Source organism: Pseudarthrobacter cremeus, from assembly GCF_051857465.1.
GTDB lineage: Bacteria > Actinomycetota > Actinomycetes > Actinomycetales > Micrococcaceae > Arthrobacter.
Genome location: NZ_JBPZHC010000004.1, coordinates 341982 through 356680, shown reverse-complemented (window position 1 = coordinate 356680; position 14699 = coordinate 341982). Strand labels below are relative to the sequence as shown.

15 protein-coding genes are annotated in these 14699 nt (G+C 65.9%); 6 read left to right on the top strand and 9 right to left on the bottom strand.

Annotated features, from left to right (window positions below):
• Positions 1-3: 3 nt before the first annotated feature.
• From asd to ACS5PJ_RS10170, 8 genes are all read right to left on the bottom strand, one after another.
• Complete coding sequence (gene asd, locus ACS5PJ_RS10205; protein WP_439434757.1) at positions 4-1134, bottom strand: aspartate-semialdehyde dehydrogenase; 1131 nt, start codon at positions 1132-1134, stop codon at positions 4-6.
• A 103-nt stretch (positions 1135-1237) separates the two neighbouring features.
• Positions 1238-1456, bottom strand: coding sequence for an NF038396 family protein (locus ACS5PJ_RS10200; RefSeq protein WP_439434756.1), 219 nt, complete (start codon positions 1454-1456; stop codon positions 1238-1240).
• Position 1457: 1 nt separating this feature from the next.
• A complete protein-coding gene (locus ACS5PJ_RS10195; protein WP_439434755.1) occupies positions 1458-2042 on the bottom strand; it encodes a dihydrofolate reductase in 585 nt (194 codons plus the stop codon).
• A complete protein-coding gene (locus ACS5PJ_RS10190; RefSeq protein WP_439434754.1) occupies positions 2039-2842 on the bottom strand; it encodes a thymidylate synthase in 804 nt (267 codons plus the stop codon). The genes ACS5PJ_RS10195 and ACS5PJ_RS10190 overlap by 4 nt, the downstream gene beginning before the upstream one ends.
• 20 nt (positions 2843-2862) lie before the next feature.
• Positions 2863-3831, bottom strand: coding sequence for an NUDIX hydrolase (locus tag ACS5PJ_RS10185; RefSeq protein WP_439434753.1), 969 nt, complete (start codon positions 3829-3831; stop codon positions 2863-2865).
• 9 nt (positions 3832-3840) lie between these two features.
• Positions 3841-6090, bottom strand: coding sequence for an RNA degradosome polyphosphate kinase (locus tag ACS5PJ_RS10180; protein WP_439434752.1), 2250 nt, complete (start codon positions 6088-6090; stop codon positions 3841-3843).
• A 183-nt stretch (positions 6091-6273) separates the two neighbouring features.
• Positions 6274-7245, bottom strand: coding sequence for a mycothiol synthase (gene mshD / locus ACS5PJ_RS10175; RefSeq protein ID WP_439434751.1), 972 nt, complete (start codon positions 7243-7245; stop codon positions 6274-6276).
• A gap of 203 nt (positions 7246-7448) precedes the next feature.
• A complete protein-coding gene (locus tag ACS5PJ_RS10170; RefSeq protein ID WP_056344481.1) occupies positions 7449-8147 on the bottom strand; it encodes a winged helix-turn-helix transcriptional regulator in 699 nt (232 codons plus the stop codon).
• A gap of 345 nt (positions 8148-8492) precedes the next feature.
• On the opposite strand from ACS5PJ_RS10170, the gene ACS5PJ_RS10165 reads away from it, so the two are divergent.
• From ACS5PJ_RS10165 to ACS5PJ_RS10140, 6 genes are all read left to right on the top strand, one after another.
• Positions 8493-9260: a permease gene (locus tag ACS5PJ_RS10165; protein WP_439434750.1), complete on the top strand. Its 768-nt coding sequence runs from the start codon at positions 8493-8495 to the stop codon at positions 9258-9260.
• A gap of 169 nt (positions 9261-9429) precedes the next feature.
• The gene (locus ACS5PJ_RS10160) at positions 9430-10038 is read left to right on the top strand and encodes a nitrobindin family protein (protein WP_439434749.1); all 609 of its coding nucleotides are present in this window, start codon (positions 9430-9432) and stop codon (positions 10036-10038) included.
• Positions 10039-10052: 14 nt separating this feature from the next.
• Entirely contained in the window at positions 10053-10775 is a 723-nt protein-coding gene (locus ACS5PJ_RS10155) for a flavodoxin family protein (RefSeq protein ID WP_439434748.1), read from the top strand.
• Positions 10776-10844: 69 nt separating this feature from the next.
• The gene (gene ygfZ / locus ACS5PJ_RS10150; RefSeq protein WP_439434747.1) at positions 10845-11927 is read left to right on the top strand and encodes a CAF17-like 4Fe-4S cluster assembly/insertion protein YgfZ; all 1083 of its coding nucleotides are present in this window, start codon (positions 10845-10847) and stop codon (positions 11925-11927) included.
• Positions 11927-12352, top strand: coding sequence for an ankyrin repeat domain-containing protein (locus ACS5PJ_RS10145; protein ID WP_439434746.1), 426 nt, complete (start codon positions 11927-11929; stop codon positions 12350-12352). The genes ygfZ and ACS5PJ_RS10145 overlap by 1 nt, the downstream gene beginning before the upstream one ends.
• 84 nt (positions 12353-12436) lie before the next feature.
• Positions 12437-13948, top strand: coding sequence for a DHA2 family efflux MFS transporter permease subunit (locus ACS5PJ_RS10140; protein WP_439434745.1), 1512 nt, complete (start codon positions 12437-12439; stop codon positions 13946-13948).
• On the opposite strand, the gene ACS5PJ_RS10135 is transcribed toward ACS5PJ_RS10140, so the two are convergent.
• Positions 13949-14680, bottom strand: coding sequence for a GNAT family N-acetyltransferase (locus ACS5PJ_RS10135; RefSeq protein ID WP_439434744.1), 732 nt, complete (start codon positions 14678-14680; stop codon positions 13949-13951).
• Between the last annotated feature and the right edge of the window lie 19 nt (positions 14681-14699).

Below are 14699 nucleotides of genomic sequence, written 5' to 3'. Positions count from 1 at the left end.
GAGTCAGAGGTTCCCGGTGGCGATGTTGAGCATGCGGCGCAGCGGCTCGGCGGCACCCCAGAGGAGTTGGTCGCCCACGGTGAAGGCGCTGATGTACTCCGGGCCCATCTCCATCTTGCGGATACGCCCCACCGGGATGTCCAGCGTGCCGGACGCGGCCACGGGGGTCAGGCCGGCCATGGAGGCTTCCTTGGTGTTCGGAACCACCTTGGCCCACTCGTTGTCCCCGGCCACCAGCTTCTCGATCTCGGCCACGGAGAGGTCCTCGCGGAGCTTCAACGTCAGCGCCTGCGAGTGGGAGCGCATGGCGCCGATCCGGATGCAGAGCCCGTCCATGATCACGTGGTTCTCGTCGGAAGTGCCCAGGATCTTGTTGGTCTCAACCCCGGCCTTCCACTCTTCCTTGGACTGTCCGTTGCCCAGGTCCGCGTCGATCCAGGGGATCAGGGAGCCGGCCAGCGGCACGCCGAACTGGCTGGCATCGATGTCGGTGCGCTGGTGGGCCAGGACCTTGCGGTCGATCTCCAGGATGGCCGACGCCGGGTCGTCCAGTTCCGAGCTGACCTCGGCGTTGAGCGTGCCGAACTGGCTGAGCAGTTCGCGCATGTGCCGGGCGCCGCCGCCGGAGGCCGCCTGGTAGGTCATGGAGGTGCCCCACTCGACGAGGCCGTTCTTGAACAGGCCGCCCAGGCCCATCAGCATGCAGGACACGGTGCAGTTGCCGCCGATGAAGTCCTTGGTGCCGTTGACCAGGCCCTTGTCGATGACATCGCGGTTGATCGGGTCCAGCACGATGATGGAGTCGTCATTCATGCGCAGCGTGGAGGCGGCATCGATCCAAAGGCCGTCCCAGCCGCGGCCGCGCAGCTCGGTGTGCACGCGCTTGGTGTAGTCCCCGCCCTGGGCGGTGACAATAATGGGCAGCTTCGCCAGGGTGTCGACGTCGAACGCGTCCTCGAGCTTGCCGGCGCCGTCAGCAAACGAGGGCGCGGCACCTCCGGCGTTGGACGTGGAGAAAAATACCGGGTTGATGTTGGCGAAGTCGCCCTCGTCCTGCATGCGCTGCATCAGGACGGAGCCGACCATGCCGCGCCATCCGACCAGGCCGACGGAGGGGGTAGCTGCTGTAGTCATTCGTACAGTTTAGACTTCGGAACCGGCAGGGCGCAGTCGGTTACGTCACGCCGGCGGCCGGGGATGGGCACGATGGGCCGTCCTGCCATGCGCCGGTGGCCGGCTACTTCCGGTTGGATTCCTCCAGCACGGCGGCTTTTCTGGCCCGCAGCGCGAAGAAGGCCCCGAAGGCGAATACCTGGGTCACTATCACCAGCACGATGGCCCCCGCAATCTTGTTGCCGCCCACGATCATGGTCAGTCCCACGATCGCGGACAGCAGCGCAAGCAGCGGCAGGAGCATGTAGCCCAGGACGAACAGTGTTTCCGGTTTCTTCAGCATCTCAGCCCTGCGTCCTGACCCATTTGGTGAACCTGTAGCGCGTTCCGTTGGCTGCGGTCAGCCAGCCGTCCGGTGGAACGGAGGCGGCCGCCTCCCAGGTCTCGTCGAGGTCCGGCGCGTAGGTGTCGCCGGTGGCTTCCACATCGATGGTGGTGACCACGGCAACATTGGCCAGATCGGTGGACTGGCGGAAGACCTCGCCGCCGCCCAGGATCCACACCGTCTCGCCGCCGTCGACGAACTGGGACTCCAGCAGCGCGTCGTCCAGGGAGGGGACCACGACGGCGCCCTCCGCCTCGGGCGTCCCGCCCCAGCCTTTCTGCCGGGTGATCACAATGTTTGTCCGGCCGGGGAGCGGACGGTACTTCTCCGGGAACGACAGCCAGGTCTTGCGCCCCATGATCACCGGACGCCCCATGGTGAGTTTGTTGAAGTGCTTCAGGTCTTCGGGGAGGTTCCACGGCATATCGCCGTCCTTGCCGATCACTCCGCCGGAAGTCTGTGCCCACACGAGGCCGACGCCGGTCACGGACGCGGCAAGCTCTTCCGTGAAGGACTGCGGGTCTGCGGCGTTCTCGGTGCTCATACGGCGATCGGAGCCTTAATCGTGGGGTGGTGCCGGTAGTTCAGCACTTCGAAGTCCTCAAGGGTGTAGTCGAAGATCGACTCCGGCTTCCGGGTGATTTTCAGTTGCGGGTAGTCATAGGGTTCGCGGTCCAGCTGCTTGAGGACCTGGTCCATATGGTTCTCGTAGATGTGGACGTCCCCGCCGGTCCAGACGAACTCGCCCGGCTCCAGGCCGACCTGCTGGGCGATCATGCACGTGAGCAGCGAATAGGACGCTATGTTGAACGGCACGCCCAGGAACATGTCGGCCGAGCGCTGGTACAGCTGGCAGGAGAGTTTGCCGTCGGCCACATAGAACTGGAAGAACGCATGGCAGGGCGGCAGGGCCATGTCCTGGAGTTCGGAGACGTTCCACGCGGACACGATGTGCCGGCGCGAATCGGGGTTGGACTTCAGGTTCTCCACCAGCTCGGCGATCTGGTCGATGTGGCCGCCGTCCGGAGTGGGCCAGCTGCGCCACTGGACACCATAAACAGGCCCGAGTTCGCCGTCCACGTCAGCCCATTCATTCCAGATGGTGACGCCCTGGTCCCGCATCCACTTCACGTTCGACTCGCCGCGCAGGAACCAGAGCAGCTCCACCGCGACGGACTTGAAGTGGACGCGTTTGGTGGTGATCAGCGGGAAGCTCTGGGCAAGGTCGAACCGGATCTGGCGGCCGAAAACGCTGGTGGTGCCTGTTCCCGTGCGGTCCGATTTGTGCGTTCCGTGGGTCAGGACGTCGCGGAGGAGGTCTTCATAGGGCGTCGGTATGCTCACGCCACAAGTCTACCGGGGCTCTAGTCGTCGAAGGGTTTGAACTGCTCCACCGCCACGATACGGTTTTTGCGGCCCGCGGCGACGTGGCACACCAGCAGCTCTCCGGGCGACAGGAACGGATCGGAGGAGGGCAGGAGGGCGCGCAGCCGCGGTGCCATGTGTTTGCCCAGCTGGCCGAGCACGGTGGGCAGGGCGGGCCGGTGCGTGCAGACGGCGACGGCCTGCTGCTTGTCCAGGAGTGCGGCGATCACGGCGGCCGTTTTCTTGGGGGTCCGGTTGTGGCGGTGTTCAGTCAACGCATCCACAAGCTTGACCTTTGCCCCCGTTGCCCTTGAGTAGGGAGCCACCGTTGCCACACAGCGCCGCCACGGGCTGGTGACAACGCGGGGCGGCCACCAGGCCTGGAGCAGCCGGCCCACCGCCTGCGCCTGCCTGGTGCCCGTTGCGGCCAGGGGCCGCTCACCTTCTGCCTTGGACCAGGACGAACGTGGTTTCGCCTTCGCATGCCGCACAAGAATGAACGGCCAGGTATTCAGTTCGTCCCGTACATGGGCGGCCTGGAGGTGCTCCAAAGGGACGACGTCGGAGGGGTTGGACAGCAGACCGGCGGCCTTGTCCGGGGAGCACCACATGATGCTGTCCACTTCGTTGCCATCGGGGACCAGCCGGGCGCCGTTGGCATGTACGGCCCAGTAGTGGACTACCTTGAGCCCGGATGCCACGCGGTAGTGGATGGGCGGCAACGGGATGCCAAGGGATGCGGAAAGACCGATCTCCTCCAGGACCTCACGCGCCGCGCACTCCGGAAGCGTCTCGCCGTCGTCGATCTTGCCTTTCGGCCAGGACCAGTCGTCGTACCGGGGACGGTGGATCAAGAGGACCTCGAGGCCGTTCGAGTTAACACGCCACGGAACGGCTCCCGCGGCGACGACCGCAACCGGTTCTCCGGCATGATCCGTCTGGTCTGGTACCAGGGTGTCGCTCACCAACGCGCAGCCCTACCGCCGGCTCAAGCTGCGCTGGCGGGTACGCGATTCCAACAGCCAGGACTGGATGTCGTCCAGGGCGGTGCCGTCGTCGGCGATGTGGTGGCGGGCCCAGAGGCCCTGGTTGTCCAGGTGCCAGCTGGCGGTCTCCGGGTCCATGTAGCGCCGCAGGAGATCCAGGACGTAGGTGATGTCGTCCGCATTGGACAGCTGGACCAGGGCTTCCACCCGGCGGTCCAGGTTCCGGTGCATCATGTCCGCCGAGCCGATGTACACCACGGGGTCTCCGCCGTTGGCAAAGGCGAACACGCGGGAGTGCTCGAGGAAGCGGCCCAGCACCGAGCGCACGGTGATGTTGTCGCTGAGGTCCGGAACGCCCGGGCGCAGCGAGCAGATGCCGCGGACGATGATGTCCACCTTCACACCGGCCTGGGACGCGCGGTAGAGGGAGTCGATTATGGCCTCGTCCACCATGGAGTTGACCTTGATCTGTACCCTCGCCCCCAGCCCGGCACGGGCATTGCGGATCTCCGTCTCGATGCGGTCGATCAGACCCGAACGGACCGAGCGGGGAGCCACCAGCAGGCGCTTGAACGTGGATTTCGGCGCGTAGCCCGAGAGCTGGTTGAAGAGCTTGGAAAGGTCCTCACCCACCTGCTCGTTTGCCGTCAGCAGGCCAAGGTCCTCGTAGTAGCGCGCCGTGCGGGGGTGGTAGTTGCCGGTGCCGATATGGCAGTAGCGGCGCAGGCCGTCCACCTCCTGGCGGACCACCAGCGAAAGCTTGCAGTGCGTCTTCAGGCCCACGATGCCGTACACCACGTGGACGCCGGCCTGTTCGAGCTTGCGTGCCCAGGAGATGTTCGCCTGTTCGTCGAACCGGGCTTTGATTTCCACCAGTGCCAGCACCTGCTTGCCGGCCTCGGCAGCATCGATCAGGGCGTCCACAATGGGGGAGTCGCCCGAAGTCCGGTACAGGGTCTGCTTGATGGCCTGGACCTTGGGGTCTGCGGCTGCCTGCTCCAGGAACGCCTGCACCGAGGTGGAGAAGGAGTCGTAGGGGTGGTGGAGCAGGATGTCGCGGCGGCGCATGGCCGAGAACACGTTGGCAGCCTTGGAGGTTTCGGACTCGTTAAGGAACCGGGACGTGTGCGGCATGTGCTTGGGGTAGTGCAGGTCAGCGCGGTCGATGCCGGCAATGACCGACAGCCCGCGGAGGTCCAGCGGAGCCGGGAGGGAGTACACCTCGGACTCTTCCACCCCGAGCTCGCGGATCAGCAGTGCCCGGATGTTGGGGTTGATGTCGTGCGTTACCTCGAGGCGGACGGGAGGCCCGAACCGGCGGCGAAGCAGCTCCTTCTCCAGAGCCTGGAGGAGGTTCTCGGCGTCGTCCTCTTCCACTTCGAGATCCTCGTTACGCGTGACGCGGAAGATGTGGTGTTCCAGGACCTCCATCCCGGCGAACAGCTTGTCCAGGTGGACGGCGATGACTTCCTCGAGGGCGATAAACCGTGCAACGCGCCCGGCCACGGCGCCGGCCCGGGGGCCGTCGATGGAAATCAGGCGGGGGAGCTGGTCCGGGACCTTGAGGCGGGCGAAGAGCTCTTTGTCACTTACCGGGTTGCGGACCACCACGGCGAGGTTCAGCGACAGGCCCGAGATGTAGGGGAAGGGGTGTGCCGGGTCCACGGCCAGCGGCGTCAGGATCGGGAAGACCTTTTCGGCAAACATGGCACTGAGCTGCTGCTTGGCGGTTTCGTCCAGTTCGTCCCAGTGCATCAGGTGGATGTGCTCGTACGCCAGGGCGGGGCGGATCTGCTCCGCGTAGACCTGGGCATGGCGCTGCTGGAGCCGGTGGGCTTCGTCGCCGATCTTTTCGAGGACTTCCACGGGGCTTAACCCGGCGGGGGAAGGAACGGCCAGTCCGGTGGCGATGCGCCGTTTCAGGCCGGCAACCCGGACCATAAAGAACTCGTCAAGGTTGGACGCGAAAATGGAGAGGAAAGCTACGCGCTCGAGCAGGTGGAGTGTCGGATCCTCAGCGAGTTCCAGGACACGGGAGTTGAAGGCAAGCCAGCTCAGTTCCCGGTCCAGGAACCGGTCAGGCCGGATATCACCCTCCGGCGCCGGGTTGGGCGCAAACTCGGGGATGTCGATGCGGTCCTGGGTTGCGCGCGACGCCGGGACCTCGGATGAACCGAAGCGTGCCCGCACCGGCACTGATGCGCCCTCGGACGTGACTGTTCCGGCGGGTTCCGGGTTCATGGTCTCTCCTTGTTGGCTGGCGCTTGTTACCTGGCGCTTGATGCTGGCCGACTGCCTGCGCGGTTCTTTACCAACCTTACAATCAATCCCCGGCCTGAAGCCTCGTATTTCTGCCCGGTCCAAGCCGTTCATCCGGCGAGTGGGCTAACTCAGGCAGCAACAGCCAGCAGGCACCGGTTGGTACTAGACGGCGGCGAGCGGCCCGTACATGACGTCCATGTCCCAGCGGGTGAAGCCCAGCCCGCGGTAGAGCGAGACGGCGGCGGCGTTGTCGGCGTCCGTGTAGAGCATGACCGCGTGCAGCCCGAGGTCCTGCAGGTACCTGATTCCGGCCACGGTGAGGGCCTTGCCCAGCCCCATGCCCTGGGCCACGGGCGTCACGCCCACCGCGTAGACCTCGCCGATCGCGGGGTGGTCGCCATGGCGTGGGTGCACCTTGGTCCAGTGGAATCCCAGCAGCCGGCCATCGGCGTCCACGGCAAGAAGGAATCCGGCAGGATCAAACCAGTCCTCTGCCATCCGGGCGTCCAGGTCCGCGCGGGTCATGGAGCCCTGTTCGGGATGGTGGGCAAAGGCAGCGCGGTTCGCAGCCAGCCAGCCTTCCTCGTCCTGGCCCGGCACAAACGCCCGGAGCGTCACGCCGTCCGGAAGCCCGGCGTCGGGAAGTTCCGCGGTGGCGGTCGTCAGCCGCATCTTCCACAGTTCACGCACCGGCCCGAAACCGTAGCGCGCGGCGAGGTCCGCCGCTGCCTCATGGTTGCCGTGGGACCACGCCTTCAGCCCGTCCAGGCCGCGATCGGCCTTCAACGCGCCCACCAGGCGGTCTGCCACGCCCTGGTTCCGGTAGCTCGGGTGGACGGCGATTTCCAGCACGCCGCTGCCATCCGGTTCCCCCACAACAACGGCGAATCCGGCCAGGTCCTGGCCGGATGACGGGTCCGAGTCCTCGTCGGGCGCGTAGAGGGCAAGGGTCAGAAGGGAGTGCCCCTCGGAGTCGCCGGCGCGGAGCATGATGACGGTTTGCTCGGACAAGGAGGGGTTGCCGTCGGATTCCTCGGCAGCGGCCAGGAGTGCACTGCAGTCCTTCAGCAACTGCTCATCCACACCGCCGTGGACAACGAGGACGGGCCATTTCTCCGGGTGCGCAGGACTCATGAGGCTAGGCTATACGCCCGGGCCGGGGGCCGCCCGATTTTGCCGCGGGCAGGATCCGCCCGTATAGTCGTTATCTCACCCGGCAGTACCGGCCGGGGGCGAGGGGGATCCACCAGTGGGGTGGCCTCGATACGTTCGACCCGTATGTCCTCCACCAACAACGCAACAGCCCCGGACCAGTGGTCCGGGGCTGTTGCGTTGTCTCAGGCTTCCGTCAGTTCGTCTTCCTGCTGCCGGACCAGGGTCAGGCGGTAGCCGACGTTGCGGACGGTGCTGATCAGGTTTTCGTGGTCGGCGCCCAGTTTGGCCCGCAGCCGCCGGACGTGGACGTCCACGGTCCGCGTGCCGCCGTAGTAGTCGTAGCCCCACACCTCGGTCAGCAGCTGCTGCCGGGTGAAAACGCGTCCGGGATGCTGGGCCAGGTACTTGAGGAGTTCGAATTCCTTGAATGTCAGGTTCAGGGGCGCGCCGTTGACCCGGGCAGTGTAGCTCGCTTCGTCGATGACGACGCCGGCCGCGCGGATTTCGGTGGGGGCGTCATCCTTGTCCGGAACGGCACGGGCAACCGAAAGCCGGATCCGGGCTTCAACCTCGGCAGGCCCGGCGGAATCAAGCACAATGTCGTCCACGGCCCAGGCCGAGGAGACAGCAGCCATGCCACCTTCGGTCAGGATCAGGACCAGGGGAGCGCTCAGGCCCGTGGCCTTCAGGAGCTGCGTCAGGGAGCGGGCGCCCACCAGGTCTTTGCGGGCGTCCAGGAGGACAATATCGCAAGGGTCTGTCTCGAGCAGGGCCGTCGGCTCGGCGGCGAGGATATGCACCCGGTGGTTCAGCAGTTCGAGCGCAGGCAGGATGTCCACCGATGAGCCGGTGCTGTTCGTCAAGAGCAGGATGTGCGACATTGTTCCTCCATGGGGCGTCCGCGCATCTTTGGGCGACTGAACCGGGTTTTCGCCGGCCTGAAACTGTCTCACTGCCGCGGCCTGGACCGGGTAAGGAGCTATCCGGCCGGCAACCGTAACAGGAAGCGTAGCTGAACTCTGAGTATACCCAAAGGCCCTTCCACAGCCATGGATCCGGCTCCTGCAGGCATTCGTTTTGCGACATATCAGGGTCACATAAGGCAGGATTGAGCCGTGGGGCACAGAGCCCCCTGCCACGCAGGGCGGAGCCGCCCGGTCCACAGCCAGGATGGGATGCATCAAAGTGAGTGCAGAGTCGAAGCCCCTTGTCGGTAGGGATACCGTATGACTGCGGAGGTGCGGGCCCCGGCGCGGTCAATGGGTTCCTGGGTCATCGGCCTGGCCGGCATCTCGGGCCTCGTGGCCATCATCGCCGGCCTGTATGTCTCCCGCGAGGCCCTGACCGCCGTCGCCGTCCTCATTGCCTTGGCAGTGGGTGTGGGCTGGCCCCACTTCCTGCGGATACCTGCCAAAAAAACCCTCGCCGCTGTCATTGGCCTCCCGGGGGCCGGTGCCGCCGCCGCAGCCGGTTTCGTCCCGGCGCCCGGCTTCCTGGACTGGACCCCTGCCTTCATCGCACTGGGCATGATGGCCGTCTTCGTGGTGCAGCTGATCCGCGGGACCGGGCAGGCGCAGAGACTGGAATCCACTCTGGGCTGCTGTGCAGGCGTCCTGCTCTCATGCCTTGGTGCGGGCTGGGTTGCCGGGGCCCGGTTCAACGGCGTCAAGGAGATGCTGCTGGTGGCTGCAATCAGCGCGGCGGTGGCGCTGCTCGCCGGACTCATCCGGTGGCCGGACAGCATCATCGCGCCGTTGGGCATCATTCTCGCGGGCCTTGCCGGTCCGCTCGCCGGCCTTGTGTTCTCTGACATTGCGGTCCTCCCGGCAGCGATCTTCGGCGTGGTGGTGGGGGCCGTGCTGGTCAGTTTCCGCCGGCTTGTCACACTTCGGGGCGGTCCGCTGAATCTTCTCGCGGCGCTTAGTATGGGCCTTGCGCCCGTCTCCGCGGTGGGTTCGTTGGCTTACTTCATAGACAAACTACTCATTTACTAAGCGTTAGGATGGCATCATGTCCGTACTTGCATTTGAAATCTTCTTCCTTGTCCTGCTCGGCATTGCCAGCCTTTCAATGGCCTGGTTCGCAGGCTTTGTGGTGTACCGCCTCTTCAAGGGCCAGAAGTAGATCCCCTATCGGAGCTAGCTGTTTTCAGAGGTAGTTGCTGTGCCGATTGAAATACCGACAGACCTGACCCCCGAACTCGTCCCGCTTTCCTGGCTCATTGGTGAGTGGGAAGGCCGCGGCCGGCTCGGCAGCGGAGACGAGGACTCGGAGCACTTCATGCAGCACGTGTCCTTCACGCACAACGGGTTGCCGTACCTGCAGTACCGCGCCGAGAGCTGGCTGACGGACGACGACGGCATGCGGCTTCGGCCGCTCACAGTCGAGACCGGGTTCTGGGCGCTTGAGCGCAAGCAGCTCGAAGGCGACGGCGGCCCCGGCCTGGTCCCGGGTGACATCGTGCCGGTCCTGAAGAGTGCCGACGACGTCGAGGAGCTCCGTAACCAGGACGGCGGATTCGATATCTCTGTCTCCATCGCCCACCCCGGCGGCATCTCGGAGCTGTATTACGGCCAGATCAAAGGCCCGCAGATCCAGCTCACCACCGACATGGTGATGCGGGGCAGCCACTCCAAGGACTACAGTGCTGCCACCCGGATCTTCGGCCTGGTGGACGGCAACCTGCTGTGGCGCTGGGACGTGGCCTCGGGTGCCCAGCCGGGCAAGGGCCTGGAGGCGCACGCATCAGCGGTCCTGAAAAAGGTTTCCTGACCAAGGAGCACACTGTGGATGAGACCCGGAACACCTCGGATTACAGCGACCTCAAGGCGGTGTTCTTCAACGGGACCCTGAAGAGATCGCCACAGACGTCCAACACGGATGGCCTGATCAACATCAGCAGGCTCATCATGGAAAAGCAGGGCGTCAGCACCAGGGTCATCCGCACCGTGGACCACGACATCGCCAGCGGCGTGTACCCGGACATGACGGACTACGGCTGGGCCACGGATGTGTGGCCGGACCTCTACCCGGCGGTCCAGGAAGCGGACATCGTGGTGGTGGCCGGACCGATCTGGCTCGGTGACAACTCCTCGCAGACCAAGAAGCTCATCGAGCGGCTCTACGCCCATTCGGGCCAGCTGAACAGCAAGGGCCAGTGGGCTTTCTACCCCAAAGTGGGCGGCTGCCTCATCACCGGGAATGAGGACGGCATCAAGCATTGCGCCATGAACGTCCTTTACAGCCTCCAGCACATCGGCTTCACCATTCCGCCCCAGGCGGATGCCGGTTGGATCGGGGCGGTCGGCCCGGGTCCGAGCTACCTCGACGAAGGCTCCGGCGGCCCGGAATCGGACTTCACCAACCGCAACACCACGTTCATGACCTGGAACCTGCTCCACCTCGCACGCCTCCTCAAAGACGCGGGGGGCATCCCGGCTTACGGCAACCTGCCCGAGGAATGGAAAGCCGGCACCCGCTTCGATTTCGAAAACCCCGAATACCGCTAACCCCCGCCAGGGATTTTTGAGTCCTGCGGGGACCGGAATACTTGCCGACAAAAGGACGTTGCCCCCAGTATGACTACTCACAGCCCTCTGTTGTCGCGCCCTGGTGCCGTTGAAGGAGCCGGCGCGGACGCCGGCGTCGCCTCCCACTACGGTGAGCCATTGCGGGAGCAGCGCGCACTGGCGGCCGGCACCGCCGTCGTCGATCTTTCCCACCGTGGAGTGGTGACGGTCACCGGCCCGGACCGGCTGAGCTGGCTCAATACCCTGTCCTCGCAGCAAGTCACCGCCCTTCAGCCCGGCGAGTCCAGCGAGCTGTTGCTCCTGAGCGTCCAGGGGCGAATTGAGTTTGATGCGAGGGTCATCGACGACGGCGGGACCACCTGGCTGATTGTCGAGGCTGCGGAGGCTGCGCCGCTGGCTGAGTGGCTGAACAAGATGAAATTCATGCTCCGTGTCGAGATCGAGGACGTCTCAGCCGGCTGGGCCGTCATCGGCTCCACCAAGGCTGTGCCCGAGTGGTCCGCCCTGCTTGTCTGGCAGGACCCGTGGCCGCACGTCGGAGCCGGCGGCTATTCCTACGCGGTAGTACCCGAGGACCGCCACCCCGGGCTGGAACGCCCGTGGTTCGAGTACCTTGTGCCAGCAGCCCGGCTGGAGCAGACCGTTGGGGATCGTCCCCTCGCCGGCACATTGGCCGCCGAAGCGCTGCGAATCGCGGCCTGGCGGCCCCGGCTTGGCGCGGAAACCGACGATAAAACCATCCCGCACGAACTGGACCTCCTCCGGACGGCCGTGCACCTGGCCAAGGGCTGCTACAAAGGCCAGGAAACCATCGCGCGGGTCCACAACCTCGGGCATCCGCCGCGGCGCCTGGTATTCCTCCAGCTGGACGGCTCCCAGCACACCATGCCCATGCCCGGCAACCCGGTGATGCTCGGTGAACGCAAGGTAGGTGTGGTGACCTCCGTGGCCCAGCATTACGAGATGGGCCCGGTGGCCCTTGCCGTCATTAAGCGGTCCGTGGCGCCTGATGAAATACTGACCGTCATGGACGGCGAGGAACCGTATACCGCCGTCCAGGAAGTGATCGTAGCTCCCGACGCCGGCCAGGTGGTGGGACGCCAGACAGGATTCCTCAGGGGGACACACTGATGAGTGAAAACGCCGCACCTGCTCCGGACGCGCCGGACGCTGCCGACGCTCCCGACGACGAGGCAGTGGCCCTCGCCCACCGGCTCTTCCAGGCAGCCCGCGACGGCGACACCGGCCTCCTGCGCAGCTACCTGGAAGCCGGGGCACCCGGCTCCATGACCAACGCGGCCGGCGATTCCCTGCTGATGCTGGCTGCATACCACGGCCATGCCGAGACGGTGCAGCTGATCCTCCGGCACGGGGGAGAGGCCAACACCGCCAATGACCGCGGGCAGACCCCGCTGGCCGGAGCCGCCTTCAAAGGCTACGCTGACGTGGCCCGCGTGCTGCTGGACGCGGGGGCCGACCCCGACGCCGGTGCCCCCTCCGCCCGGGCCGCCGCCCAGATGTTTGCCCGGACCGAGATTCTCGACCTCCTCGGATAGTCCGGACGCCGTCCGCGCGGCTCCCACGCCGTCGGACACTTTGACCGGGACCGCCCGGCAGTACACAACCCGCTAAGGAAACCCGTGGAAAACGTAGCAAGGCCGTGGCCTGCCCTCTGGTCCCTGGTGATCGGATTCTTCATGATCCTGATCGACACCACCATCGTCTCGGTGGCCAACCCCAGCATCATGGAAGGCCTGGGCACGGACATCAACGCGGTGATCTGGGTCACCAGCGCCTACCTCCTGGCCTATGCCGTGCCGCTCCTGATCACCGGACGCCTCGGTGACAGGTTCGGTCCCAAGAAGCTTTACCTTGCCGGGCTGGTGGTATTCACCCTTGCCTCGCTGTGGTGCGGGCTTGCCGGCGATATCCAGACCCTCATTGTGGCCCGGGTCCTCCAGGGCCTGGGCGCTGCCATCATGACGCCGCAGACCATGGCCGTGATCACCCGGATCTTCCCGCCGGACCGCCGCGGCGCGGCCATGGGCCTGTGGGGAGCGACTGCCGGCGTGGCAACGCTGGTTGGTCCCATCCTCGGTGGCGTGCTGGTGGACTCCCTGGGCTGGGAATGGATTTTCTTCATCAACGTGCCGGTGGGAATTGCGGGCTTCATCCTCGCCTGGCGCTTTGTCCCCTCCCTGACCACCCACCCGCACAAGTTCGACATCCCCGGCGTGGTGCTCAGCGCCGTCGGCCTCTTCCTCCTCGTGTTCGGCATCCAGGAGGGCGAGACCTACAACTGGGGCACCATCACCGGGCCCATCAGCGTGTGGGGCCTGATCATCGCCGGACTTGTGGTGCTGGCGTCGTTCATCCTCTGGCAGCGCTTCAACAAGGGCGAACCGCTCCTCCCGCTTGGCCTCTTCCGCGACCGCAATTTCTCGCTGGCAAACATCGGCATCACCACTGTGGGATTCACCGTCACGTCCTTCGGCCTGCCGCTGATCTTCTACTACCAGATGGTCCGCGGCATGACGCCCACGGAGTCAGCCCTCATGATGGTGCCCATGGCCCTCATCTCGGGCGGCCTCGCCCCGGTGGTGGGCAAAATCATCGACCGCGTCAACCCGAAGTACATTACGGCTCTTGGCCTGGTCCTGATGGCCGTGGCGCTGTTCTGGAACTCCGCCCTCATGCACCCGGACACGCCCATCCTGCTTTTCCTCCTGCCGAGTGCCGTCCTGGGCTTTGCCAACGCCGGCATCTGGGCTCCCCTGAGCTCAACTGCCACCCGCAACCTGCCGCCGCGCCAGGCAGGCGCCGGGTCCGGGGTCTACAACACCACCCGCCAGATCGGCGCGGTGCTTGGCAGCGCCGCGATAGCTGTGCTGATCCAGGCACGGCTCGCGGCCGAGCTTCCGGCCGCCGGCCCGGGCCCGGAGGGCACCGCCATGAGCGGGAGGCTGCCGGATGCCCTCCAGGAGGGATTTTCGACGGCGATGGGGCAGTCGATCCTGCTTCCCGGCTGTGTGATCCTGGTTGGCGCGGCCGTGGCATTGTTTTTCGCCAAGCCGCAGGCAGCCACATGGGGCAGGCCGGCCGTCCCTGCCTCCGCCGGTGCTGAAGCGGGCAGCGGCACCCGCCAGGGGTAGCTAGCCTTCAGCTCCCCGGCCCAGGTGGACGCTGGTCTGGATGCCGCCCGCCGCCATGCCGAGCTTCCGCCCCAACGCAAGGGCTCCGGTGTTGCTGACTTCAGCCCGCCACTGGATGGTGAGGCCTGCTGCCAGGGCCTCGTGGGCTGCGATGGAAGCAGCCAGGGATCCGAGCCCGCGCCGCCGCCACTCGGGGTCCACCAGGACTCCGAGGTGGCCCAGGAGGCCCTCCCATTCGGTGTAGGCGCCGCAGGCCACCGGAACCCGCCGGCCGTCCACTTCATGGATGATCGTGTACCGGTTTTCGAGGTCGGAGAGCCCTACTTCGTTGACGTCGTCCGGCGGACACAGCCCCTCCAGCTCGATCGCTTCCGGGTTGCCATGGGAGACGGTCAGCTCGTCCGAGGTCTGTTTCAGCGGCAGGTCATCGGCAAAGAAGAGGGCCGCCGCCCCCAGCCCGTGACCGCCATGGGAACGGGTCAGGGTCAGGAGGGTCACATGGTGGGCCATCTCTTCGTCCGGAATGCCGGCCGCTGCGTCGATGACCCACTGCGGGCCAACCAGTGCCGAGCTGCCAAACAGCCGGACGAATTCGACGGTCTTAACCGATTCATCCGCCCTGACCACCCGCTCACCGGTTGCCAGCGACGCACCGAAGGCGTCGTCGTCGAGCCCCAGGTGCCGGGCCCAGGCTAGCTGGATGATGGCGGCGGAACCGGGGTCGAGTGTCATGTGCCCAGCCTAGGGGGAG